This is a genomic window from Terrabacter carboxydivorans (assembly GCF_039532035.1).
In the GTDB taxonomy this organism is placed as follows: domain Bacteria; phylum Actinomycetota; class Actinomycetes; order Actinomycetales; family Dermatophilaceae; genus Terrabacter; species Terrabacter carboxydivorans.
Genome location: NZ_BAAARE010000008.1, coordinates 18,857 through 41,886, shown reverse-complemented (window position 1 = coordinate 41,886; position 23,030 = coordinate 18,857). Strand labels below are relative to the sequence as shown.

Genomic DNA, 23,030 nt, shown 5'->3' with positions numbered 1-23,030 from the left:
AGGAAACCCGGTCGAGCGGCCCACGGCCGCTGCGTAGGGTTCGGGGCATGCGCGACGACACCCCGGCCAACCCCCTGCTCGAGCCGAGCCCGCTGCCCTTCTCGCTGCCGCCCTTCGGGCTGATCCGCGACGAGCACTACACCGAGGCCTTCGACCGCGGCATGGCCGAGCACCGCGCCGAGGTCGACGCGATCGCCATCGACCCCGCCCCGCCGACCTTCGAGAACACCCTGGTCGCGCTCGAGCGGTCCGGGGCGCTGCTGAGCCGCACGAGCCTCGCCTTCTTCGGCACGTCCAGCTCGCTCGCGACCGCCGAGGTGCAGGCGATCGAGGAGGACTACGCCCCGAGGCTCACCGCCCACAGGGACGCCGTCCGCCTCGACCCGCGGCTGTACGCACGGATCAAGGCCGTCCACGACGACGAGGACGCGATGGCGGCCCTCGACGCCGAGGCGCGCCGGCTCGTCGAGCGCCACCTCACCGAGATGACCGTCGCCGGAGCCGGACTCGACGAGGAGGACAAGGTGCGCCTGCGGGCGCTCAACGAGCAGCTCGCGACGCTCGGCACGCGCTTCGAGAAGCAGCTGCTCGCGGACTCCAACGAGCTCGCCGTCCTCGTCGACGACCTCACCGACCTCGACGGGCTGACCTCGGGGGAGGTCTCGGCCGCCGCCCAGGCAGCCCGTGACCACGGGCACGACGGCGCCTGGCTCATCACACTCGTCCTGCCGACGGCACACCCCCACCTCGCCTCGCTCACCGACCGCGACCTGCGCAGACGTCTCCACGAGGCGCAGGGCTCGCGAGGCGACCGCGGCAACGCGAACGACACCAAGGAGCTCGTGCTCGCGATCGTCCGGCTGCGCGCCGAACGGGCCCGGCTGCTCGGCTACCCCACGCACGCCGCCGCGGCACTCGCCGACTCGACGGCCCGCTCGCCCGAGCGCGTCCTCGGCCTGCTCGGGCGGCTCGCCCCGGCCGCCGCCCGCAACATCGAGGCGGAGCGGGAGCTGCTCGAGGCCGAGGCCGGGCACCCCGTCGAGGCCCACGACTGGGCCTACTGGTCCGAGCGCGTGCGTGCGACGAGGTATGCCGTCGACCTCGCCGCGATGCGGCCCTACTTCGAGGCCGAGCGCGTCCTGCACGACGGGATCTTCCGCGCCGCCGAGCGCCTCTACGGGCTGACGTTCACCGAGCGTGAGGACCTCGCCGGCTACCACCCCGACGTCCGGGTCTTCGAGGTGCACGAGGCCGACGGGACGCCGATCGGGCTCTACCTGCTCGACCTCCACACCCGCGACACGAAGAAGGGCGGGGCGTGGATGAACAGCCTCGTCCACCAGAACGACCTGCTGGGCCGGCCGCACGCCGTCGTCACCAACAACCTCAACGTGCCCAAGCCCGGCCTCGGTGAGCCCACCCTGCTGACCTACGACGAGACGCGCACCTTCTTCCACGAGTTCGGTCACGCCCTGCACGGGCTCCTCGCGCGCGTCACCTACCCGCACTTCGCGGGCACCCGGGTCTTCCGGGACTTCGTCGAGTACCCCAGCCAGGTCAACGAGATGTGGATGCTGTGGCCGGAGGTGCTCGCGAGCTATGCCGTGCACCACGAGACGGGCGAGCGCCTGCCGCAGGAGCTCGTCGACCGTCTCGTCGAGGCCCAGGCGTGGGGTGAGGGCTTCGGCACGGGGGAGTACCTCGCGGCGGCCCTGCTCGACCAGGCCTGGCACGCGCTCTCGGTGGAGGAGGCGGCCGCGGTGACCGACGTCGCGGCGTTCGAGGCGCAGGTGCTGGAGCAGGTCGGGCTGGGCAGTCCGCTCGTGCCCCCGCGCTACCGGTCGACGTACTTCGCCCACACCTTCAGCTACGCCTACGACGCGCAGTACTACGCCTACATCTGGAGCGAGGTGCTCGACGCCGACACGGTGGCGTTGTTCCGCGAGAACGGCGGCCTGACGCGCGAGAACGGCGACCGCTACCGCCGCCACGTGGTCGGCATCGGCGGCGCGGCGGACCCGCTGGCGTCCTACCGCGAGTTCCGGGGCGCCGACGCCAACGTGCGTCACCTGCTCGAGCGGCGCGGGCTCGACTGACCACCCGGCTGGGAGAGCAGCCCGTCGCCCGATGATGCGACGAGCTGCTCCTCCGACCGCGGGGTGCGGCGCTGGCAGACTCGCTTCGTGAGCCACGTCAACGTCGTTCCCCTGTCACGGCGCATGAGGCCTGGGGACCCGCACGAGCAGCACCGGGTCGCGACCCCGCTCGAGCTCTTCTTCGACCTCGTCTTCGTCGTGGCCATCGCCAGCGCGGCGGCCCAGTGGCACCACGGTCTGGCCGAGGGTCACCTCGGCGACCTCGTGGGCTTCGTCATGGTCTTCTTCGCGATCTGGTGGGCGTGGATGAACTACACGTGGTTCGCCTCGTCCTACGACTGCGACGACGTGGGCTACCGGCTGCTCACCTTCACCATCATGGCCGGCTCGCTCATGCTCGCCGCCGGCATCCCGGACCTCTTCGCCACCGGTCAGTCCGGGCTCGTCGTCGCGGGCTATGCGGTGATGCGGTTCGCGATGGTGGCCATGTGGCTGCGGGCCGCACGCAGCCATCCGGAGGGCCGGCGCACCGCCCTGACCTACGCGGGCGGCATCTCGGTCGTGCAGGTGCTCTGGATCGCCCGGCTGCTGCTCGAGGGCGGGACGGCCCTGCGCGTCGTTCTTCGCCCTCGTCGTGCTCGAGCTGCTCGTGCCCGTCGTCGCCGAGCGCCACGGGATCACCCCGTTCCACCCGCACCACATCGCCGAACGCTATGCGCTGCTGACCATCATCGTGCTCGGGGAGGTCATCCTCGCCTCGGTGCAGGCGGTCCAGGGCGCCCTCGTCCGGGGCGCCGAGCCGGGGCTGCTCGCCCTCGTGGTGGGTGGTCTGCTCATCGTCTTCTCGATGTGGTGGCTCTACTTCAAGCGCGACCACGCACCGCTCTTCGAGGGCGAGATCGCGAGCATCTTCCTCACCGGCTACGGGCACTACCTCGTCTTCGCCTCGGTGGCGGCCACCGGGGCAGGCCTGGCGGCCGCCGTCGACCAGGTCCAGGGGGAGGCGCACGCGTCGGCACGCGCCATCGGGCTGGCGCTCGCCGGCGCCGTGGCGGTGTACGTGTGGTGCCTGACCGTCATGCACGCGAGGGCTGGCGCGGCGGCGGTCGAGATCAGGGTCGGCGTCGCCGTCGGGCTGGTGCTGGTCGGGGTCGCGGCCCTGGCGCTGCCGGTGGGCCTGACGGTGCTGACGATCGGTCTCGTGCTCTCGGCCGCTGTCGCGCACCACGTCTGGACGACCCGCGACGTCGCGCCCCTCCCCGCCTGAGACGACCGAACGCCGCGTTCGGTGGCGAAAGCGCTGTCAGAACAGTGGGTTCGGCACCGAACGCGGCGTTCGGCGGTGGAAGCGGGGTGAGTCAGTCGACCCGGCGCAGCAGGCCCGTGTCGACGTCGTAGACGAAGCCGGCGACCTCGACGCCCTCGGCGATGAGCGGGTGCGTGCGCACCCTGGCGAGGTCCTCGCGCAGCGCGCGCTCCTGGTCGGCGATGGCGTGGAACGTCATCCAGGAGGCGTCCTTGCCGGCGCTGGCACCGACGCGCTCGCGCAGCTCGGCCTCGCTGTTGGACGCCATGGCGCACCGGGTGTGGGGCACGACGAGGATGCGGTCGACGTTGAGCAGGTGGGTGGCGAGGACGAGCGCCTCCAGGGCGTCGCTGCCGACACGGCCGCCCGGGTTGCGGAAGATCTTGGCGTCGCCCGGCTTCAGGCCGACGAGGCCGAGGGGGTCGATGCGGGAGTCCATGCACGTGACGATCGCGACGCCGGCCTGTGCGATGCCGTCGAAGCCGGCCATGTCGAAGCGGTCGGCGTAGGCCTGGTTGGCCTCGAGCAGGTCGTCGAAACCCTTTGCTGCAGTGACGTTCTCACTCATTGGTGTCCCTTCGTTCATTGGAGTCCAGGTCGCTTGGAGATCGTGAAGGCCATCGGCTTGCTCACCTCGGCGAAGAAGTCGTTGCCCTTGTCGTCGACGACGATGAAGGCCGGGAAGTCCTCGACGTCGATCTTCCACACCGCCTCCATGCCGAGCTCTTCGTACTCGAGCACCTCGACGCTCCGGATGCAGTCCTGGGCGAGGCGCGCAGCCGGGCCACCGATCGAGCCGAGGTAGAAGCCGCCGTGGGCGGCGCAGGCGTCGGTGACCTGCTTGCTGCGGTTGCCCTTGGCGAGCATCACCCTGGAGCCGCCCGCGGCCTGGAACTGGTCGACGTAGGAGTCCATGCGGCCCGCGGTGGTCGGCCCGAACGAGCCGGACGGCATACCCTCCGGTGTCTTCGCCGGGCCCGCGTAGTAGACCGGGTGGTCCTTGAGGTACTGCGGCATCGGCTCGCCCGCGTCGAGGCGCTCCTTGATCTTGGCGTGGGCGATGTCGCGAGCGACGACGAGCGGCCCGGTGAGCGAGAGTCGCGTCTTGACCGGGTGCTTGGACAGCTCGGCGAGGATGTCGTCCATCGGCTGCGTGAGGTCGACCTTGACGACGACGTTGCGGCTGGTCGAGCTCACCCCGACGGCGTCGTCCTCGTGCTCGCCGAGGTCGACGGCGCCCGCGTCGGGCAGGAAGCGCGCCGGGTCGGTCTCGAGCTGCTCGATGAAGACCCCGTCGGCGGTGATCTTGCCGAGCACCTGACGATCGGCCGAGCACGAGACCGCAATGGCCACAGGCAGGCTCGCCCCGTGGCGGGGGAGACGGACGACGCGCACGTCGTGGCAGAAGTACTTGCCGCCGAACTGGGCGCCGATGCCGAACTGTCGGGTCAGCTCGAGGACCTTCTCCTCGAGCTCGGTGTCGCGGAAGCCGTGTGCGGTCATGGACCCGGACTTGGGGAGGGAGTCGAGGTACTTCGCCGAGGCGTACTTGGCTGTCTTCAGGGCGAACTCGGCACTCGTGCCGCCGATGACGATGGCCAGGTGGTAGGGCGGGCACGCCGCAGTGCCGAGCGACCGGAGCTTCTCGTCGAGGAAGCGCATCATGGCGTCCTCGTTGAGGATGGCCTTCGTCTCCTGGTAGAGGTAGCTCTTGTTGGCCGAGCCGCCGCCCTTGGCCATGAAGAGGAACTTGTACTGCGCCTCGTGGCCGGGGATGGTGTCGGCATAGATCTCGACCTGGGCCGGCAGGTTGGAGCCGGTGTTCTTCTCCTCCCACGTGGTGATCGGCGCCATCTGCGAGTAGCGCAGGTTGAGGCGGGTGTAGGCGTCGAAGACGCCCTCGCTGATGGCCTTCTCGTCGGTGCCCTCGGTCAGCACGTGCTGGCCGCGCTTGCCCATGACGATCGCCGTGCCGGTGTCCTGGCACATCGGCAGCACCCCGCCGGCAGCGATGTTGGCGTTCTTGAGCAGGTCGAGGGCGACGAACTTGTCGTTGTTGCTGGCCTCGTCGTCCTCGAGGATGTTGCGCAGCTGCTGGAGGTGGCCGGGCCGCAGGTAGTGCGCGATGTCGTGCATCGCGGTCTCGGTCAGCAGGCGCAGCGCCTCGGGGTCGACCTCGAGGAAGGTGCGTCCTCCGGGGCCGTCGACGGCGCGGACGCCCCCGGTGGTCAGCAGCCGGTAGGGCGTCTCGTCGGCGCCGATCGGCAGCAGGTCCTCGTAGACGAAGTCGGCCACGACACGCTCCTTGCGCTCTGGTGGGCTCGTGGTCGGGGGCCGTATGCCGCCCGGGCCGCGCCGCCGTGGTGCGACGCCGTCTGTGAGCCTAATCGGTCACGTGGGGGCTCGAGAAAGGCGGTCGTCAGAACGCGGAACACGCCAACGGCCCTGGGCGGGCGCGGACGCACGAGGAAGGGGCCACGGTGTAACAACTCGGCAAAGGTGTTCAGACCTGTGGCGCACGTCACTCTTGTGGTGTTGGGTGTGAGAGACGGACACACGACGGGCAGCGACTCGTCACCACTGCCCGACGGCGACGTCGAGCACCTGTTGAAACCGGCATATGGCGTGACCGGTCAGCTTCGGGGCCAATGATGCCCCCAACCCTCCGAGGAGGAGCAAGCATGATCAACCGCAGGTCAACCGTCACAGCGCTCGTGGGGATCGGCGTCGCCGGTCTCGCCGCCGGGTGTCTGTCGTCCAACTCGGGTGGTAGCACCAGCAATGGCTCGGCCGCGGGCGGCCCGGGCAAGACGACCGTCGAGGTCATGTACGGCCTCGGCCCGGACACCGAGCCCGGCTTCAAGGCCGATGTCTCCGCGTGGGCGGCCCAGAACAAGATCACCGTCAAGTTCACGAAGGCCGCTTCGTGGGACACCGAGATCCGCACCCGTGTGCAGGGCGGCAACGCCCCCGACGTGGGGCTGTTCCCGCAGCCCGGACTCATGTGCGACCTCGCCAAGCAGAAGAAGCTCATCCCCTACGACGACGCGACGGTCGCCACCGACAAGGAGACGCTCGTCCCCGGCTTCGTCGAGGCGGGCACGTGCGCCGACGGCAAGGTCTACGGCCTGCCCAACGAGGTCAGCGTCAAGAGCATCCTGTGGACCGACGCCCCGGCGTTCAAGGCCGCCGGCTACCAGGCCCCGAAGACCCTCGACGACCTGCTGACGCTCACGGCCAAGATCAAGGCCGACGGCAAGACGCCGTGGTGCATTGCCGCCGAGTCCGGAGCCGCCACCGGCTGGCCGATCACCGACTGGATCGAGGACCTCGTCCTGCGCTTCGCCGGCCCCGACAACTACGACAAGTGGGTCAAGGGACAGCTGAAGTTCAACAGCCCCGAGATCAAGCCCGCCTGGGAGTACTTCCAGAAGATCGCCTTCGGCGAGGGCTACGTTCGTGGTGGCACCAAGTCCATCGTCGCAACCAACTTCCAGACCGGCGGCAACGCCCTGTTCACGCAGCCCCCCGGCTGCTACCTCTTCAAGCAGGCGACGTTCGTGGCCAACAAGGGCGGCTTCCCCGACGCGGTCATCTCCAAGCTGGACACCGAGACGGCTCCGATCGCGTTCCCGGCCAAGACCGCGACCGACAACCCCGTGCTCGTCGGTGGTGACATCGCCGCTGCGTTCAACAACGACCCGAACACCCTCAAGCTGCGCAACTTCATCGCCAGCAAGGAGAACGGGACCCAGCAGGCCAAGAACGGTGCGTTCTCCCCGCACAAGACGGCCGACGTCTCGCTGCTGCCGAACAAGACGCTCCAGACCATCGCCTCCGACGTGCTCTACAAGGCGACTGCTGCGCGCTTCGACGGGTCGGACGCCATGCCGGCCAAGGTCGGCGCCGGGACGTTCTGGACCGAGCCGGTCAAGTGGCTCTCGGGCCAGCAGGACCTCAACACGACGCTCGACAACATCGACGCGAGTTTCCCCAAGACCGGTAGCTGACGCCGCCTGACCGCGGGGGTGACCAGCCGGTCGCCCCCGCGGTCGACAGCGCATTCTCCCAACAAGAGAGGAAGTGCAATGGCTATCAAGATCCTCAACGCAGTGATCGCGATCCTGGGGGGCATCGGCGGCGCCGTCATCATCTTCTGGATCCTCAACAAGCTGTCCGAGTCGCTCAAGGGCCGCTGGGAGGACCGGGTCAAGCCCTGGATGTTCGCCGGACCGGCGATCCTCGCGATCACCGTCTACCTCATCTACCCGGCCATCGTCACGATCCAGTACAGCTTCGCCAACGAGGACTCGACGGCATACGTCGGCTTCAAGAACTACGTGGACGTCCTGACCGACAAGACGTTCCTGCAGGTGCTCTTCAACAACGTCCTGTGGATCGTCATCGTTCCGGCACTGACGGTGGTCCTCGGCCTGGGCGTGGCGGTGCTCGCCGACCGGCTGCGACCTCGCGGCGAGAAGACCGCCAAGACCTTCATCTTCCTGCCGATGGCGATCAGCATGGTCGGCGCGGCGACGATCTGGCGCACGATCTACGACTACCAGCCCCAGGGAACCCCCCAGACGGGCCTGCTCAACGCCTTCCTCGGGCTCTTCAACAAGGACCCCGTCTACTGGTACGGCACGGACACCCTGCACCTCAACAGCCTGATGCTCATGATCATCCTGATCTGGACGCAGGTCGGGTACTCGATGGTCCTGCTGTCGGCGGCGATCAAGGGTGTTCCCGAGGACACCGTCGAGGCCGGACGCATCGACGGTGCCGGTGAGCGACGGATCTTCTTCAGCATCATCATCCCCCAGATCTGGCCCACGGTGATCACGGTCTTCATCACGGTGCTCATCGGCGTCATGAAGGTGTTCGACGTCGTCTACGTGACCACCAACGGCGCTTACAACACCGACGTGATCGCCCGCCGCTTCTACGACGAGCTCTACACCCAGGGCAACAACGGCTACGCGGCGACGATCGTCGTCATCCTGCTGATCGCCGTCATCCCGATCCTCATCTACCAGGTCCGCCACTTCCGGGCCGAGGAGGCTGCACGATGACCACGACGATCCAGCCAGGCACCGGCACACCCGCCGACGAGCCGCAGGTCCTCAAGCAGAGCAAGATGGGGACCGGTGCCGGATCGGCCGGTTGGCCGGTGCGCATCGGCCTGCTCGTCCTCTGCGTCGCGTGGATGATCCCCGCGCTCGGCATGCTGGTCAACTCGTTCCGCCCGCGCGACGAGCAGTTCGCCTCGGGCTGGTGGACGGCGTTCTTCAACCCCTTCGGGTCTTCGTGGACGCTGCAGAACTACACCAACGTGCTGACCTCGGACGCAGCCGGGATCCCGATGTCGCAGGCGTTCATCAACAGCCTCATCGTGGCCCTCCCGGCCACCGTCATCCCGATCCTCATCGCCGCGTTCGCTGCGTACGCCTTCACCTTCATGCAGTGGAAGGGCCGCGACGTCGTCTTCGTCATCATCGTGGGGCTGCTCGTCGTGCCCAACCAGGTCGCGTTCGTGCCGCTCGTCAAGCTCTACTCGGGCCTGGGCCTCAACGGCACGTTCATCGCGGTCTGGCTGGCCCACATCGGCTTCGGCATGCCGCTCGCCGTCTACATCCTGCGCAGCTACATGTCCGGGCTGCCGACCGCCGTCATCGAGTCGGCGAAGATCGACGGCGCCAGCCACTTCACGACGTTCTGGCGCCTCATCATGCCGATGTCGACCCCGGCGCTGGCCTCGTTCGCCATCTTCCAGTTCCTCTGGGTCTGGAACGACCTGCTCGTCGCGCTGATCTTTCTCGGTCGCGGCGACAACACGGTCGCGACGGTGGCGCTGCAAGGTCTCCAGGGGCAGACGGGTGCCGGTAGAGAGCTGATACCCGCGGCCGGCTACATCACGATCATCGTCCCGATCCTCGTGTTCCTGGCCCTGCAGCGGTACTTCATCCGTGGCATGACCTCAGGTGCGGTCAAGGGCTGAGGCCCGTCCGCTGAACGACCGCCGACACTGCCGGCCCGGAACCCCAGGTTCCGGGCCGGCGTGCTGTCTGCGGCAGGTCCGACCGCTCTCGGGACGGCGCCGTCCTCAGTCGTCCGCGGCCACGACCCACGCCGTGGTGTCCGGCCCGAGGCTGCCGTCGGCCAGCAACGGGCCCGAGCTGAGGACCACGTCGCCCGCCGGAAGGGCCAGCGAGGTCGCCGCGACGTTCGTCACGACGTGCCACCGGCCTCGGGTCAGGTGCAGGCCGCCGTCACCCACCTCGACCCAGGAGACGTCGTCACCGGGCTGCTCGCCGGGCAGCTCGGCGACGAGCCGGCGCCGGAGGTGCAGGGCGGTCCGGTAGAGCTCGAGCGTCGACGACGGGTCGTCCTGCTGCGCGGCGACCGCGTAGTCGGCGAACCAGTCCGGCTGGGGGAGGTGTGCGGGACCGGGCCCGAAACCGAAGGACGGGCCGTCGGGCGTCCACGGGATCGGGACCCTGCATCCGTCGCGGCCCTTCGCCGTGTGGCCCGTGCGCTCCCACGTCGGGTCCTGCAGCCGGTCCCGTGGGATCGTCGCGACCTCCCGCAGGCCGAGCTCTTCACCCTGGTAGACGTACGCCGACCCGGGCAGCGACAGGACCAGGAGGGTCGCGGCACGCGCTCGGCGCAGGCCGAGGGCGACGTCCTCGTGCGGGTCCGTGCCGTCGCTCATGAGCCACGACGCCAGGTCGGTGTCGTCGGGCAGGCCGTAGCGCGTGGCGTGCCGGACCACGTCGTGGTTGGAGAGCACCCAGGTCTGGGGGCTGGCCGTGGCGCGCGCCTCGCTGAGGTTCTGCTCGATCACCCGCCGAAAGGCGTTCGCCTGCCACGGCGCCTGGAGGAGGTCGAAGTTGAAGGCCTGCCCGAGGCCTTCGGGGGAGGCGTACCTCCGGCGACGCTCCGCCGGGACCCACGCCTCGGCGACCGCCATGCGCGGAGGGTCGTAGGTGTCGAAGAGGGCGCGCCACTCTGCATAGATCTCGTCGACCTCGTCGCGGTCGTAGAACCGGTGGCTGCCGTCCAGGGGGAGGTCGCCCGCGACCTCGACGTGCGACGGCATGGGGCGGCTCAGGTCCTTGGCCAGCATGTGCGCCACGTCGATCCGGAAGCCGTCCACGCCGCGGTCGGCCCAGAAGGCCAGGGTGGTGAGGAACTCCTGCCTCACCTCCGGGTTGCCCCAGTTCAGGTCGGGCTGCTGAGGGGTGAACAGGTGGAGGTACCACTGCCCGTCCGGGACGCGGCTCCAGGCCGAGCCCCCGAACGCTGCCTGCCAGTCCGAGGGCGGCCGGGAGCCGTCGGGGCCCTCCCCGTCGACGAAGTGGTAGCGCGCCCTCTCGGGCGTCCCCGGCCCGGCCGCGAGGGCCTCGCGGAACCACGCGTGCCGGTCGGACGTGTGGTTCGGGACGATGTCGACGATGAGCCGCAGCCCGTGCTCGTGCGCGACCCGGGAGAGCTCGTCGAACTCAGCGAGCGTCCCGATGAGCGGGTCCACGTCGCGGTAGTCGTCGACGTCGTAGCCCCCGTCCGCGAGGGCGGACGGGTAGAAGGGGCTGAGCCACAGGGCGTCGACGCCGAGGTCCGCCAGGTAGGGGACCTTCGAGCGGATGCCGGCCAGGTCGCCGACGCCGTCACCATTGGCGTCGGCGAAGCTGCGTGGGTAGACCTGGTAGACGACGGCCCGGCGCCACCAGTCCGCATCCGTTGCCCGTGTGCTCGGCTGGGTCATCTGCGCTCCTCAGGTCGTGTCACCGTCACGACCATCCAACCCGGCTTCCTCGCGCCGGTCCAGATCGCAGCACGCCCCGGGGCGGGGGCGTGCTGCGAGGTCCGGACGGGCCGTCGGCGTCAGACGCAGCGGCCGTTCTTGCAGTCGTGGTCGAAGAGCGCACGGGCGAGCACCGTCGTCATGTCGGCCGGGGTGGGCGCCGAGTAGAAGTCGGAGTACGTCATCCGCGAGATCTCCGAGAGGGCCTTGGGGTCGACGTCCGGCCCGATCCCGATCGTCGTGATGGCGATCGGCTTGTTCGGGTCGCTCGCGCCCTTGAGGTTGGCCTTGAGCTGCTCGAGCGAGATGCCCTGCGGGTCGTCGTTGCGACCGTCGGTGAGGATGACGACCGCGTTGACGCGGCTGGGGTCGTACTCCCGCTTCACCTTCTGGTATGCCGCCCAGATCGTGTCGTAGAGGCCGGTGCCGCCGCCGACGTTCTTGGAGAGGTTGGCGGCCGCGGTGGCCACGACGGCGCGGTGCGAGTCGTCGTCGAGCCGTCCGATCGGCGCGAGCTCGCGCCAGTCCTGGCCCGGGCCGCCCTTGTCGATGGAGAACACCCAGAGCCCGAGCTTGGTCGACTTCGGCAGCGCCGCGAGTGCGATGCCCGCGGCCTCCTGGGTGATGGCGACGCGGGTCGTGTTGCCGACCTTGTCGTTCATCGAGCCGGACACGTCGAAGACGGACAGGAGCGAGAAGTCGGTGGTGGCCGACTGCCACACGTTGGTGGCCGCGGTGACGGTGGCGGCGTCGGGGGTCGGGCCGATCTTGACCTCCCCGACGCTGCCCGTCGGGGTGGGCATCGTGACCGGTACGCCGGTCGAGCGGATGCCGTACTGCGCGAAGATCTTCGCCGCGTCGGGCGACATGAGATAGGCGCGGAGCAGCTCGATCGCCTGGTCGCGCACCGGGTCGGTGGCGACGTTGACGAGGGAGAACTCGAAGGCGGGGGTGCCCTCGCTGGGCGTGACCGAGACCATCCTGTGGTCGGGGTAGAGACGGTTGTGGTCGATGAGGTCGGCCTCGGACACGGGGAAGGCGGAGGCCGTGGTCGGGTCGGCGTTGTAGGCGCTGAAGAGGTCGTCGATCGAGGGGGCAGCGCCCTTGGCGAGCTTGGGGATCACGACCCGACCCTGCTCCTTGGACAGCTCGGGCAGCGCGGACGCGAGGGTCAGCATGCCGGCCGTCGTCGAGCGCGGGTCGCTCATCCGGATGGGGCTGTCGGACGCGACGAGGTCGAGCCACTTGGGCTGGCCCTCGAGCTTGGCGGCCTGGGCCGGGTCCATGGCGATGACGAGCGGGCTCTTGGCGAAGGCGCTCGCGGGTTTGGCGTTGAGCTTGGCGGTCTCGTTGACCCGCTCGACCCAGCGGGGCGAGTCCGGGATCCAGCCGTCGGGGCGGTCGGGCTGTCCCTGGCCGAGGCCGATCATCGCCTCGATGGGCGCCTTGCCCTTGACGACGTAGTCGACGCACGGGGAGTCGGGGTCGGCCTGGTACTCCTTCGCGAGCGCGAGGACGGCCGGCTGCGCCGCCTCCGAGACCCAGAGGGAGACGGGGGTGCGGTCGGGGCACGACTTGCCGGGTGTGGCCGTGAGCGCGGCGACGGGCGCCACCTCGCGACCTCTCCACCAGAGGGCGCCACCGACGCCGGCGCCGGCGAGCAGCACGACTCCGAGCACGGCCGCGATGATGCGGTTGCGCCGCGCCGCGGCGATCCGGGCCTCGAGGGCCTTACGGTTGGCTCGGCTCTCGAGGAGGCTCTGTTCGTACGGGCCGATCGGGCGTTGTGGAGGGGTGGGGTCGGGCACGAGGTTTCCTCACATGAGGACGCCCCGGCACCGGGGCGTCAGGGTGAACCACCGGCCAAAACTACCCGCGGTTCGCGCAGAATGGTGCCCGACCTCGCGTCGACTTGTCTAATGTCCGATTTGTCCGCGGGACAAGGCCATTCGCGTCGGCGCGTGGGCGCCGGCCCGCTCGACGGTGAGGGCCCCGGCACGAAGTGCGCGCTCCACGGCGGGCACGATGTCGGCGAGATCGGCGGCGTGCAGGCGCGCTCGGGCCTCGGGTCCGCCGAGCAGCCCGGCGTCGAGGAGTCCCGACACCAGACCTGCCATGAAGGAGTCCCCGGCGCCGACGGTGTCGACGACCTCGACGCGGGGCGCAGGCAGCGCCAGCTGCTCGCCGGTGCGGGTGACCCGGACGACGGCGCCGTCACCGCCACGGGTCACGACCACGACGGCAGGCCCGAGCTCGCCCCACCCGCGCAGGACCTCATCGAGGCCCTGGCCGGGGCACAGCCACGCGACGTCCTCGTCGCTCAGCTTGACGACGTCGGCCAGGGCGATCGAGGCCTCGATGGTCTCGCGTGCGGCCTCGGGACGGCCCATGAGCGACGGGCGGGCGTTGGGGTCGTAGGACACGGTGGCGCCGAGCTCCCGGGCGGCCGCGAGGATCGCGCGCACCTGACTCCCGCCGGGCTCGAGCACGGCCGCGATGCTGCCCGTGTGCACGTGGGCGTATGCCGTGAGGCCGGGGACCGCGGCCACCTGCCACTCGAGGTCGAAGACGTAGCTCGCGGCCCCCGTCTCGTCGAGCGTGGCGTGGGCGACGGAGGTGAAGGGGGCGCCCTGGGAGCCGGCGGTGAGCGCGACCCCTCGCTCACGGCATACCTGCTCGATGCGCCGGCCGCGCTCGTCGGTCGCGATCCAGGTCGCGAGGTCCACGGGGTGCTCGAGGGCCGCCAGCCCGAAGGCGACGTTGGCGGGGCTGCCGCCGACGTGCTCCTCGGTGTCACCGGCCGGGGTGGTGACGGCGTCGACGAGTGCCTCGCCGACGACGAGGGTGCGGGCCGGGGCGGTGGGAGCGCTCACGTCAGCCGCCTCAGGCGTCGATCATGTCGGCGCTGCCGAACCAGCCCGGACGGTCGAAGCGGTGCTCGCTGTCGATGGTCCGGATGGTGCCGCTGCGCGAGCGCATGACGAGGGAGTTGGTGCGCGCGGACTTCGCGCCGTAGCGGACGCCGCGGAGCAGCTCGCCGTCGGTGATGCCGGTCGCGACGAAGAAGCACTCGCCCGTGACGAGGTCGTCGGTCGACAGGACGCGGTCGAGGTCGTGGCCCGCGTCGATGGCCTTCTGCCGCTCGTCGTCGTCCTTGGGCCAGAGGCGGCCCTGGATCACGCCCCCGGTGCACTTGATGGCGCACGCGGCGATGATGCCCTCCGGCGTGCCGCCGATGCCGAGGAGCAGGTCGACGCCGGTGTCGGGACGCGCCGCCATGACGGCGCCGGCGACGTCGCCGTCGACGATGTAGCGGATGCGGGCACCGGTGGCGCGGATCTGCTCGGCAAGGCCCTCGTGGCGGGGGCGGTCGAGCATGACGACGGTGACGTCGGCCGGAGTCTCCTTCTTGGCCTTGGCGATTCGCCGGATGTTCTCGGCGACCGGGAGCCGGATGTCCACGACGTCGGCCGCGTCGGGACCGGTCGCGATCTTGTCCATGTAGAAGACGGCCGAGGGGTCGTACATCGCGCCGCGGTTGGCGACGGCCATGACGGCCACGGCGTTGTTCATGCCCTTGGCCGTCAGTGTCGTGCCGTCGATCGGGTCGACGGCGACGTCGACCTCGGGACCCGTGCCGTCGCCGACCTGCTCGCCGTTGAAGAGCATCGGGGCGTTGTCCTTCTCGCCCTCGCCGATGACGACGACGCCACGCATGCTGACCGTCGAGATCATCGCCCGCATCGCCTCGACAGCGGCGCCGTCGGCCTTGTTCTTCTCGCCACGACCGACCCACCGGCCCCCGGCCATGGCTGCTGCCTCGGTCACCCGGACCAGCTCGAGAGCGAGGTTGCGATCCGGCTGGCTGTGCTTCATCAAAGGTCCTCCGTCGGCGCAGAACGAGTCCGCGCCAGCCTAGCGGTGACACCGCCCGGGTTTGGACCGTGTCCGGACGTCGGGGACGATGGGGGCATGAGCACCCCGACGACCCCGTCGTCACCCTCGGCAGAGAGCACCCCGGCGTCGGCGAGCGCGCCGGCGGAGGGCGCCGCGACCGACACCGTCGCGTCGGAGCCGTCGACGCCGGCCGCGCCGCCGAGCCGCTACTCGCTCGGGACGTTCCCCAACATGTTCCGCTCGATGTTCGTCATCGGGCTGTTCGTCCTGGCGCTCGTGGCCATCGTCCCGCGCATCACGCAGGTGCAGCGCCCGGCCGTCGACGCGGCCGGCAAGGCGAGCCAGGTGGCCGCCCTGACGACCTGGCCGGTCGAGCTTCCCCGGGGCCTCGGCCAGGGCTGGGTGCCCACGGTCGCGACCTATGCGCCCGGCACCGAGAAGGTCCCGACGTTCACGACGGTCTGGACCACCCCCAGCGGCGCCGACATCGCCCTGAAGCAGGCCGTCGGCGCGACCCAGGGCTGGGTCGCCCGGTCGGTCAACGACGGCAGCGCCGCGGGCACGGCGACGGTCAAAAGCCGGGCGTTCGAGCGGTTCGTCGCGAGCGACAAGGGCCAGATCGCCTACGTCGTCAAGGGCCAGGGCGCCAAGGGGCTCACGCTCGTGGCAGGGGGCACGGCACCGGAGGACGAGCTCAAGGCGTTCGTCGCGGCTCTGGCACCCGTGACCCCGGCGCCGGGCGTCAGCCCCGCGCCCGCCGCGTCATCGGGCGCCACCGGCTGACCCGAGCCCCGAGTCCCTGACAGGGCGCCGGCGGGTCCGCGGGTATCGGTGCGCGGGGTCGGTCAGGAGGGGTCGGTCAGGAGTCGTCCTCGTCGAAGATCTCGTCGTCGGCGTGGAGCTCGCCCGCGGGGGCGGGCGGCCGGGTCGCCTGCTCGATCTCGGCCTGGGCGCCGTCGAGCCACGTCGCGCAGTGGGCCGCCAGGGCCTCGCCGCGACGCCAGAGGTGCATCGAGTCCTCGAGGGGTGCCTGACCCGCCTCGAGCTTGGCCACGATCGCGATGAGCTCCTCACGGGCGTCCTCGTAGCGCATCGCGGCGATGTCGGGGAACGAGCCGTCGGTCGTCGTCGCGTCAGCCATGGGCGTCACCCTACGACGTGAGGTCACCGGCGGCGCCGGCAGCGTCGTCCGCCCGGTCCTTGTCACCCGCGCCGTCTGCGCCGCCTGTGCTGCCCGAGCCGGCTGCGTCAGCGGGGCGGCTCGCCGGCTTCGGCGCGCTCGCCTTGCGCGGCTGGCGCGGCTTGCGGGTGGTGGCGGCGCCGGCACCGGTGGCTCCTGCCGGCCCTGCTGCGGTGGCGGCCGAGGACCGCTTGCGCGCCGGAGTCCGTGGTGCCGGAGCCTTGGGGTTCGCGTCCTCGGGGCCGGGTGACACCGGCCGCACCCCGAAGTCGCCCCTGGCCACGCGGACCCGCAGCAGCTCGCCGACGCCGACGTCGTCCTGGTCCATGACGATGCGGCCGTCGCGGTGCTGCACCACGGCATACCCCCGCTCGAGGGTCGACTGCGGGGACAGCGCCACGACCTGTCGGCGCAGGTGCTCGGCCTGGTCGGCGGCACGGTGCAGCCGGGCCTCCATCCGCGTGGCGGCCCGCACCCGAAGGGCGGCCACCTCCTGCCGTCGCACGCGCACGAGTGCGACGGGGTCGGCCATGACCGGCCGCGAGACGAGCGAGCGCAGCCCGGACCGCTCCGCCTCCACGCGGCGCACCATCGCGCGGCGCACCCGGTCACGAGCGCCGTCGACGAGCGCCCGCTCGTGGGCCGCGTCCGGCACGACCTTCTTGCCCGCGTCGGTCGGGGTGGAGGCACGCCAGTCGGCGACGAGGTCGAGCAGGGGTGTGTCGACGTCGTGGCCGATCGCGCTGATGACGGGCGTCCTGGCCTGCGCGACCGCCCGGATCATGGCCTCGTTGGAGAAGGGGAGCAGCTCCTCGAGGGCGCCGCCCCCACGGGCGATGACGATGACGTCGACGCTCCTCATGGCATCGAGCTCGCGCAGCGCCTCGACGACCTCGGTGACGGCCGACGTGCCCTGCACCGCGACCTCCCGGATCTCGAAGACCACTGCGGGCCAACGCCGCCGGGCGTTCTCGACGACGTCCTTCTCGGCGGCGGAGTTGCGACCGGTGATGAGGCCGACCCGGTGCGGCAGGAAGGGGATCGGCCGCTTGCGCCCGGCGTCGAAGACACCCTCGGCCGCGAGGGTGCGCTTGAGGATCTCGACCCGTGCCAGCAGGTCACCGATGCCGACGGGGCGGATCTGGCGGCCCTCGAGCTGGAGCGTGCCCCGCTTGGTCCAGAACGTCGGCTTGGCCTGGAGCACCACCCGGGCGCCCTGCGCGAGCGGGATCGGCATCGCGTTGACGGCGTTCATCGGGACGGAGACCGACAGTGACATGTCGACGTCGGGATCGCGCAGGGTGAGGAAGGCCGTGCCGCCTCGGGGGTTGAACTGCATGACCTGGCCCTCGACCCAGAGCTGGCTCATTCGGTCGACGTAGTCGGAGATCTTGAGGCTGAGCACCCGCACCGGCCAGGGCTGCTCGGCCGTCGTGTCGGCGGCCTTGTCGGGCAGCGGGCTCGTCATGCTCACCCGCGCCACCCTAAAGGTGTTGCCGGGTCGGTGGCGCGCACCTGGTGTCGGCGCGGTGACTCCCGTCGACGCACGCTGGGTGGCCGACCGCTTCGCGCTGGGCGCGGTCCGCTCGGTCGAGTGGGTGGCGCGAGGCGCCCTGGGTGAGGTCCACCGTCTCGTCACCGACACGGGCCCGTATGCCGTGAAGCGGGCCTTCTGGCGCGAGGACCCTGGCGACGTGGTCGAGTCGAGAGCCAGGTTCGAGGTGGGTCTCGTCGAGCGGTGCGTCGCCGCGGGCGTGCATGCGCCTCGGCCGGTGCTGACCGGTGACGGCACCGTCGTCGCCCGTGACGACTCCGGCACGGGGTGGCGGGTCCACGAGTTCGCCCCGGGTGTCGTGCCGGACCGATCGGACATCGCGGCCGAGCACTGGGTGCTCGGGCAGGCGGCGCTGATCCACCGGCTCGAGGGCGAGCCGATGCCGGGCGACACCGTGCACCCGTTCTACCGCGACTGCGCCGTCGACTGGTCGGACCTCGCCGACCGTGCCGTCGCCTCCGGTGCCGACTGGGCAGGCGGACTGCGCTCGCGCGCGACGGAGCTCGACGACCTCGGCGCCTGGGCGAGCTCGGTGCCCCTCGGTGCACCGGTGCTGTGCCACCGCGACCTCAGGGCGAGCAACACGCTGCTGGACGACGACGGCACCCGGTGGCTCCTCGAATGGGACGAGGTCAGCGCGCACGTGCCGGCCCGGGAGGTGGGGACGGTGCTGCTGCACCACGTGCCCGACGAGGCGGCGCTCGTGACGCTCGCGGCGGCATACGGCCACGTCGGCGGGACGGAGCTGCCCGAGGGCGCCGAGCCCTTCGCGAGCGGTGTGGCGGTGTGGCTCAACTTCCTCGCCGGCCAGGTGGAGGTGCTGCGCGACCCGGACAACGACGCGGACCACCGGGAGTTCGCGCTGCCCAACCTGCGTGGGCTCGTCGAGGACGTCCCCGGCATGCCTGCACTCGCGAGGTGCGGCGTGGTGGCCGGGCAGGCGGCGAATCGGGCTCGCACGCGGGGTCCCCGTACGATGGGCGCATGAGCGACACCGCCGACCAGACGTCCGCCAAGAAGGTCCTGCTCGCGGCGCCTCGCGGCTACTGCGCGGGTGTCGACCGCGCCGTCGTGACCGTCGAGAAGGCTCTCGAGCTCTACGGGCCGCCCGTCTACGTGCGCAAGCAGATCGTGCACAACAAGCACGTCGTCAACACGCTCGAGAAGCGCGGCGCGATCTTCGTCGACGAGACGGACGAGGTGCCCGAGGGCGCCACCGTGATCTTCTCCGCCCACGGGGTGGCCCCCGTGGTCCACGAGGAGGCGAAGGCGCGCAGCCTCAAGACGATCGACGCCACCTGCCCGCTCGTGACCAAGGTGCACCGCGAGGCCGTCCGGTTCGCCGACGACGACTTCGACATCCTGCTCATCGGCCACGAGGGCCACGAGGAGGTCGTCGGCACCTCGGGCGAGGCGCCCGAGCACATCACGCTCGTCGACGGCCCCGACGACGTCGAGAACGTCACCGTCCGCGACCCCGAGAAGGTCGTCTGGCTCTCGCAGACGACGCTGTCGGTCGACGAGACGATGCAGACGGTCGCCCGGCTCAAGGAGAAGTTCCCCGCCCTGCAGAGCCCCCCGTCCGACGACATCTGCTACGCCACCCAGAACCGCCAGCTCGCCGTCAAGCAGATGGCCAAGGACACCGACCTCATGATCGTCGTCGGGTCGCGCAACTCGTCCAACTCGGTGCGCCTCGTCGAGGTGGCGATCGAGCACGGCGCCCGCGGCGGCCACCTCGTCGACTTCGCCGACGAGATCCAGGAGGAGTGGCTCGAGGGCGTCACCACCGTCGGCGTCACCTCGGGGGCCAGCGTCCCGGAGGTGCTCGTGCGCGACGTGCTCGCGTGGCTCGCCGAGCGCGGCTACGGCGAGGTCGAGGCGGTCATCGCGGCCGAGGAGTCGCTCCTCTTCTCCCTGCCCAACGAGCTGCGCCGGGACCTCAAGGCGCGCAAGGGCGAGGACGCCGGCACCCTGCGCCACGACGCGGCCTTCGAGGACACCGGCTCGCTGCACTGACGGTCCCCGTCCGGGCGCCGGGCCGTCGGGTCCGGCGAGCGGGTCAGCCCCCGAGCGCCTGGGTCAGCGCCGGTTGCAGGTCCTGGTAGCTCTCGGTGGCGACGTACTGGCCGCCGGTGACGGCCACGACCTGTCGCATCGCCGCGGCATCGGCACGTCCGCCGATCCCGAGGACGACGAGCGTGACCGGACGACGGGGGTCCTTCGCGGCGGCGAGCCGTTTCTTGAGCAGGTCGAGGCTGAGGCCGTAGTCGTCCTCGTTGGGCCCGTCGGCGACGACGACGACGGTGTTGGTGTAGCCCGGGCGCCAGACCGACTTGGCCCTGTCGTAGGTCGCGGCGAGCGTGTCGTAGAGCCCGCTGCCGCCGCCGACATAGGTGTCGAGTCCCGTGACCGCCGTGTCGAGGGACTTGAGGCTCCTGGGATCCCCGAGGCCGGCGTAGTCGGTGAGCTGTCGGAAGTCGTCGGCGTGGCTGCCCACGTGGAGCGAGTAGACCCACAGGGACGCGATGGCGTTCGGGGAGACCGTGGCGAGGGCTCGGACCGTTGCCTGCTGCACCACGGCGAGGCGGCTGCCGTCGTCGGTGCGCTCGAGCATGGAGCCGGAGACGTCGACGGCCAGCAGCGTCTGGGTCTTGCGGGCCGCGGCGCTCCACTGCGACCCGAGCTTGTTCAGCGCAGCCTCGTCGGCCGGGCCGACCTCGCGGATCTCTCCGTAGAGGGGTGAGGGGTCCTTGGGAGAGCCGGCAGTCGTGCGGAAGCCGCTGTCCTGCAACATCTTCTGGCTGTCTGCGGACATGAGGTAGGTGCCGAGGGCCGCAACGAGGCGTGCCTTCGCGGGATCGGTCGTGACGGTGACCAGGGAGTAGTCGAGAGCGGGCGCGCCCTCCGCCGGGGCGACGGCCGCGAGCGACTGGTCGGGGTGGGCGGTGTTCCACGCGAGCAGCTGCGCCTGGGACACGACGGCACTGCCGGAACGAGCGCGGGCGAGCCCGTCCAGCGTCACGCCGGCGCCGGACGTCGGCGCCGATGCCGCGACGATCGACTGCACCGTGGCGGCCGGGAGCGATGTCGATACCGACCCCAGGACGCTGCGGGCGACGGCCGAGCGGTTCGGGTCGGGGAGGCGCGCGGGTGCCGAGCCACCTGCGGCGCCGAGCAGGTCGGCCCAGCCGAGCCGGGTGCCGAGGGCCGAGGCCGTGTCGTCCTTCATGGCGACGAGCACCGGGGTGGACGCGAACGGCCGGCCCGGGGTGAGGGTGGTGCCCGAGACGGCCTGGGCGCGCGCCAGCCACACGGGCGAGTCCGTGACCCAGGCGTCGGGACGTGCGGCCCCGGCCAGCGACCCGGCGATGGCGTACGGCTCGTCGGACTGCACGGTGAAGGCCGCGCACGGCGCGTCCGGACGTCGGGCCAGGGACGCAGCGACCGCGCCGAGGACCGGGGCGACGGCGGGTGCGACGGCGACGCGGACCTTGGTGGGGTGGGCGCACGAGGTCGGCTGGGCCGCGACGGTGGGCACGACGGTCGGGACGTCGCGGGCCCCGACGTAGCGGTAGGCGCCGTAGCCGAGGCCGCCCACGAGGACGACGGTCGCGACCGCTGCGAGGGCGCGGGTCCGCCGGCGCAGGCGGGCACGCTCGCGCTCGGCCGCCTCGGCACGCTCGCGCGACTCGCGCAGGCTCTGCTCGTACGGTCCGATGCGACGCCTCGGCGCGTCGGAGTCCTCTGGATCCCAGCCCCCCGGCCCGGTCACGATGTACCCGATCCCACGCGCGTATTGTGCGCGGCGACCTACGAGGTGTCCACTACCCGGACAAAACGGACAGTGAGCGCTGGCTGGCGGAACTCCTTGCGGCGCAACGCGTCCCGCCTGCGTCGCAGGGTGGCGCGGTCAGGCCGACCGGTGCCGGGCGCCGTCGCCCTCGTCGCCGGCACGGCTCGCCGGCCCGTCGGTGCCGGCGACGTGCTCGAGGAAGGCGGCGTCGCGAGCCGTGCGCCCGAGGTCTTCGGTCAGCTCGGCCGCGCTGAGCGAGCGCGGCGCGACCTCGATGGGCGTCAGCGACGGCGGCACGTCGCTCGCCAGGTGCAGCTCGTGCATCCGCCTGGCCGTGACGAGGACCCGCGACTCGAGCGTGCCGACGAACTTGTTGTACTGCTCGACCGACCGCGACAGCGACTGACCCATGGTCGTCACGTGGCCGCCGAGGGTGGCGAGACGGGCGTAGAGGTCCTGCCCGATGGCGAGCAGCTCACGGGCGTTCTGCTCCAGCGCGTTCTGCTGCCAGATGGCCCCGATGGTGCGCAGCACCGCGAACAGGGTGCCGGGGGAGGCGAGGACGACCTTGCGCGAGAGGGCGTGCTCGTAGAGGCCGGGGTCGTCGGCGAGCGCGGTGGCGAGGATGGCCTCTCCGGGGACGAAGCAGATGACGACCTCGGGGGAGCGGGTGAAGGCGGTCCAGTAGGCCTTGGCGGCCAGGCCCTCGACGTGTCGCCGCAGGGCGGTGGCGTGGGCGGCGAGCAGCTCGGCGCGCTCGACCTCGTCGACCGTCTCGCTGTGCGCCTGCAGGAAGTGCGCCATCGGCGCCTTGGAGTCGACGACGACGTGGCGTGCGCCGGGCAGGTTGACGACGGCGTCGGGCCGCACGGTGGCCCCGTGTCGGCTGACGCTCGTGACCTGCTCGTCGAAGTCGCAGCGTGCGAGCAGGCCGGAGAGCTCGAGCACCCGGCGCAGCTGGACCTCGCCCCACGCGCCGCGGATGGTCGAGGCGTTGAGCGCCGTCGCCAGGGTTGCGGTCTCGGAGCGCAGCGACTCGGTGGAGCGGCTGACCTCGGTGAGCCGCTCCCCGAGCTGGCCGAACTGCAGCGACCGGTCGCGCTCGAGCGCCCCGACCTGTCGCTCGACCCGCCCGATGGTGTCGCGCAAAGGAGTGAGCAGGGCGGCGGTCGTGTCGTCGACATCGCGGGCGGCCTCGAGGTCGGCCACCCGCTCGCGCAGGACGTCGCGCTCGGCCTCGGCCCCCGCGGAACGGGCGAGCAGGGTCGAGCGGGCCGACAGCCATGCGAGCAGGCCGCCGACCAGTGCACCGATGACGAGCCCGACGAGCAGAGCGGTGAGGTCCATGGCAGCACCGTCCCAGACGCCGCCGACAGGACCGGTCCCCGACACCCGG

The 23,030-nt window shown here is 71.2% G+C and carries 17 protein-coding genes and 1 pseudogene; 8 read left to right on the top strand and 10 right to left on the bottom strand.

The genetic code is table 11. The annotated features are described in order from the left end of the window. Positions 1–47 precede the first annotated feature (47 nt). Together ABD297_RS09935 and ABD297_RS09930 are read left to right on the top strand one after the other, a co-directional pair. Entirely contained in the window at positions 48–2,096 is a 2,049-nt protein-coding gene (locus ABD297_RS09935; RefSeq protein ID WP_344254768.1) for a M3 family metallopeptidase, read from the top strand. 123 nt (positions 2,097–2,219) lie between these two features. Then, positions 2,220–3,363: pseudogene (locus tag ABD297_RS09930) on the top strand (low temperature requirement protein A). Positions 3,364–3,454: 91 nt separating this feature from the next. On the opposite strand, the gene ABD297_RS09925 reads toward ABD297_RS09930, so the two are convergent. Continuing rightward, positions 3,455–3,970, bottom strand: coding sequence for a beta-class carbonic anhydrase (locus tag ABD297_RS09925; protein WP_344254767.1), 516 nt, complete (start codon positions 3,968–3,970; stop codon positions 3,455–3,457). A 14-nt stretch (positions 3,971–3,984) separates the two neighbouring features. Further along, on the bottom strand, positions 3,985–5,697 hold the full coding sequence (locus ABD297_RS09920) for a fumarate hydratase (protein ID WP_344254765.1): 1,713 nt from the start codon (positions 5,695–5,697) through the stop codon (positions 3,985–3,987). A gap of 386 nt (positions 5,698–6,083) precedes the next feature. Here ABD297_RS09920 and ABD297_RS09915 point away from each other — a divergent pair, with 386 nt between their 5' ends. From ABD297_RS09915 to ABD297_RS09905, 3 genes are all read left to right on the top strand, one after another. Further along, positions 6,084–7,412 carry an ABC transporter substrate-binding protein gene (locus ABD297_RS09915; protein WP_344254763.1) on the top strand — a complete coding sequence of 443 codons (1,329 nt, stop codon included), beginning with the start codon at positions 6,084–6,086 and terminating at the stop codon, positions 7,410–7,412. 78 nt (positions 7,413–7,490) lie between these two features. Beyond that, positions 7,491–8,474, top strand: a complete 984-nt coding sequence (locus tag ABD297_RS09910; RefSeq protein WP_344254762.1) for a carbohydrate ABC transporter permease — start codon at positions 7,491–7,493, stop codon at positions 8,472–8,474. Then, positions 8,471–9,400, top strand: a complete 930-nt coding sequence (locus ABD297_RS09905) for a carbohydrate ABC transporter permease (protein WP_344254760.1) — start codon at positions 8,471–8,473, stop codon at positions 9,398–9,400. The genes ABD297_RS09910 and ABD297_RS09905 overlap by 4 nt, the downstream gene beginning before the upstream one ends. A gap of 105 nt (positions 9,401–9,505) precedes the next feature. On the opposite strand, the gene ABD297_RS09900 is transcribed toward ABD297_RS09905, so the two are convergent. The 4 genes from ABD297_RS09900 to glpX all read right to left on the bottom strand — a co-directional run bounded on the left by ABD297_RS09900 (position 9,506) and on the right by glpX (position 15,082). Further along, entirely contained in the window at positions 9,506–11,167 is a 1,662-nt protein-coding gene (locus ABD297_RS09900) for a glycoside hydrolase family 13 protein (RefSeq protein WP_344254759.1), read from the bottom strand. 119 nt (positions 11,168–11,286) lie between these two features. Continuing rightward, positions 11,287–13,014: a substrate-binding and VWA domain-containing protein gene (locus tag ABD297_RS09895; protein WP_344254758.1), complete on the bottom strand. Its 1,728-nt coding sequence runs from the start codon at positions 13,012–13,014 to the stop codon at positions 11,287–11,289. 108 nt (positions 13,015–13,122) lie between these two features. Beyond that, a complete protein-coding gene (locus tag ABD297_RS09890) occupies positions 13,123–14,079 on the bottom strand; it encodes a carbohydrate kinase family protein (RefSeq protein ID WP_344254756.1) in 957 nt (318 codons plus the stop codon). A gap of 10 nt (positions 14,080–14,089) precedes the next feature. Continuing rightward, the gene (glpX, locus tag ABD297_RS09885; RefSeq protein WP_344254754.1) at positions 14,090–15,082 is read right to left on the bottom strand and encodes a class II fructose-bisphosphatase; all 993 of its coding nucleotides are present in this window, start codon (positions 15,080–15,082) and stop codon (positions 14,090–14,092) included. Positions 15,083–15,178: 96 nt separating this feature from the next. Between glpX and ABD297_RS09880 the strand changes: the two genes are divergently transcribed. Continuing rightward, a complete protein-coding gene (locus ABD297_RS09880; protein ID WP_344254753.1) occupies positions 15,179–15,886 on the top strand; it encodes a DUF4245 domain-containing protein in 708 nt (235 codons plus the stop codon). Between the two features lie 76 nt (positions 15,887–15,962). On the opposite strand, the gene ABD297_RS09875 is transcribed toward ABD297_RS09880, so the two are convergent. Next, positions 15,963–16,244 (bottom strand): exodeoxyribonuclease VII small subunit, encoded by a 282-nt coding sequence (locus tag ABD297_RS09875; protein ID WP_344254751.1) that lies wholly within the window; start codon positions 16,242–16,244, stop codon positions 15,963–15,965. Between the two features lie 10 nt (positions 16,245–16,254). Continuing rightward, entirely contained in the window at positions 16,255–17,751 is a 1,497-nt protein-coding gene (gene xseA, locus ABD297_RS09870; protein WP_344254951.1) for an exodeoxyribonuclease VII large subunit, read from the bottom strand. 61 nt (positions 17,752–17,812) lie between these two features. On the opposite strand from xseA, the gene ABD297_RS09865 reads away from it, so the two are divergent. Both ABD297_RS09865 and ABD297_RS09860 read left to right on the top strand, forming a co-directional pair. After that, complete coding sequence (locus tag ABD297_RS09865) at positions 17,813–18,826, top strand: phosphotransferase (protein ID WP_344254750.1); 1,014 nt, start codon at positions 17,813–17,815, stop codon at positions 18,824–18,826. Further along, positions 18,823–19,857, top strand: a complete 1,035-nt coding sequence (locus tag ABD297_RS09860; RefSeq protein WP_344254749.1) for a 4-hydroxy-3-methylbut-2-enyl diphosphate reductase — start codon at positions 18,823–18,825, stop codon at positions 19,855–19,857. The genes ABD297_RS09865 and ABD297_RS09860 overlap by 4 nt, the downstream gene beginning before the upstream one ends. Positions 19,858–19,900: 43 nt before the next feature. Here the strand turns inward: ABD297_RS09860 and ABD297_RS09855 are convergent, their stop codons facing one another. Continuing rightward, a complete protein-coding gene (locus ABD297_RS09855) occupies positions 19,901–21,613 on the bottom strand; it encodes a substrate-binding domain-containing protein (RefSeq protein WP_344254748.1) in 1,713 nt (570 codons plus the stop codon). Between the two features lie 138 nt (positions 21,614–21,751). Next, the gene (locus ABD297_RS09850; RefSeq protein ID WP_344254746.1) at positions 21,752–22,981 is read right to left on the bottom strand and encodes a DNA recombination protein RmuC; all 1,230 of its coding nucleotides are present in this window, start codon (positions 22,979–22,981) and stop codon (positions 21,752–21,754) included. Between the last annotated feature and the right edge of the window lie 49 nt (positions 22,982–23,030).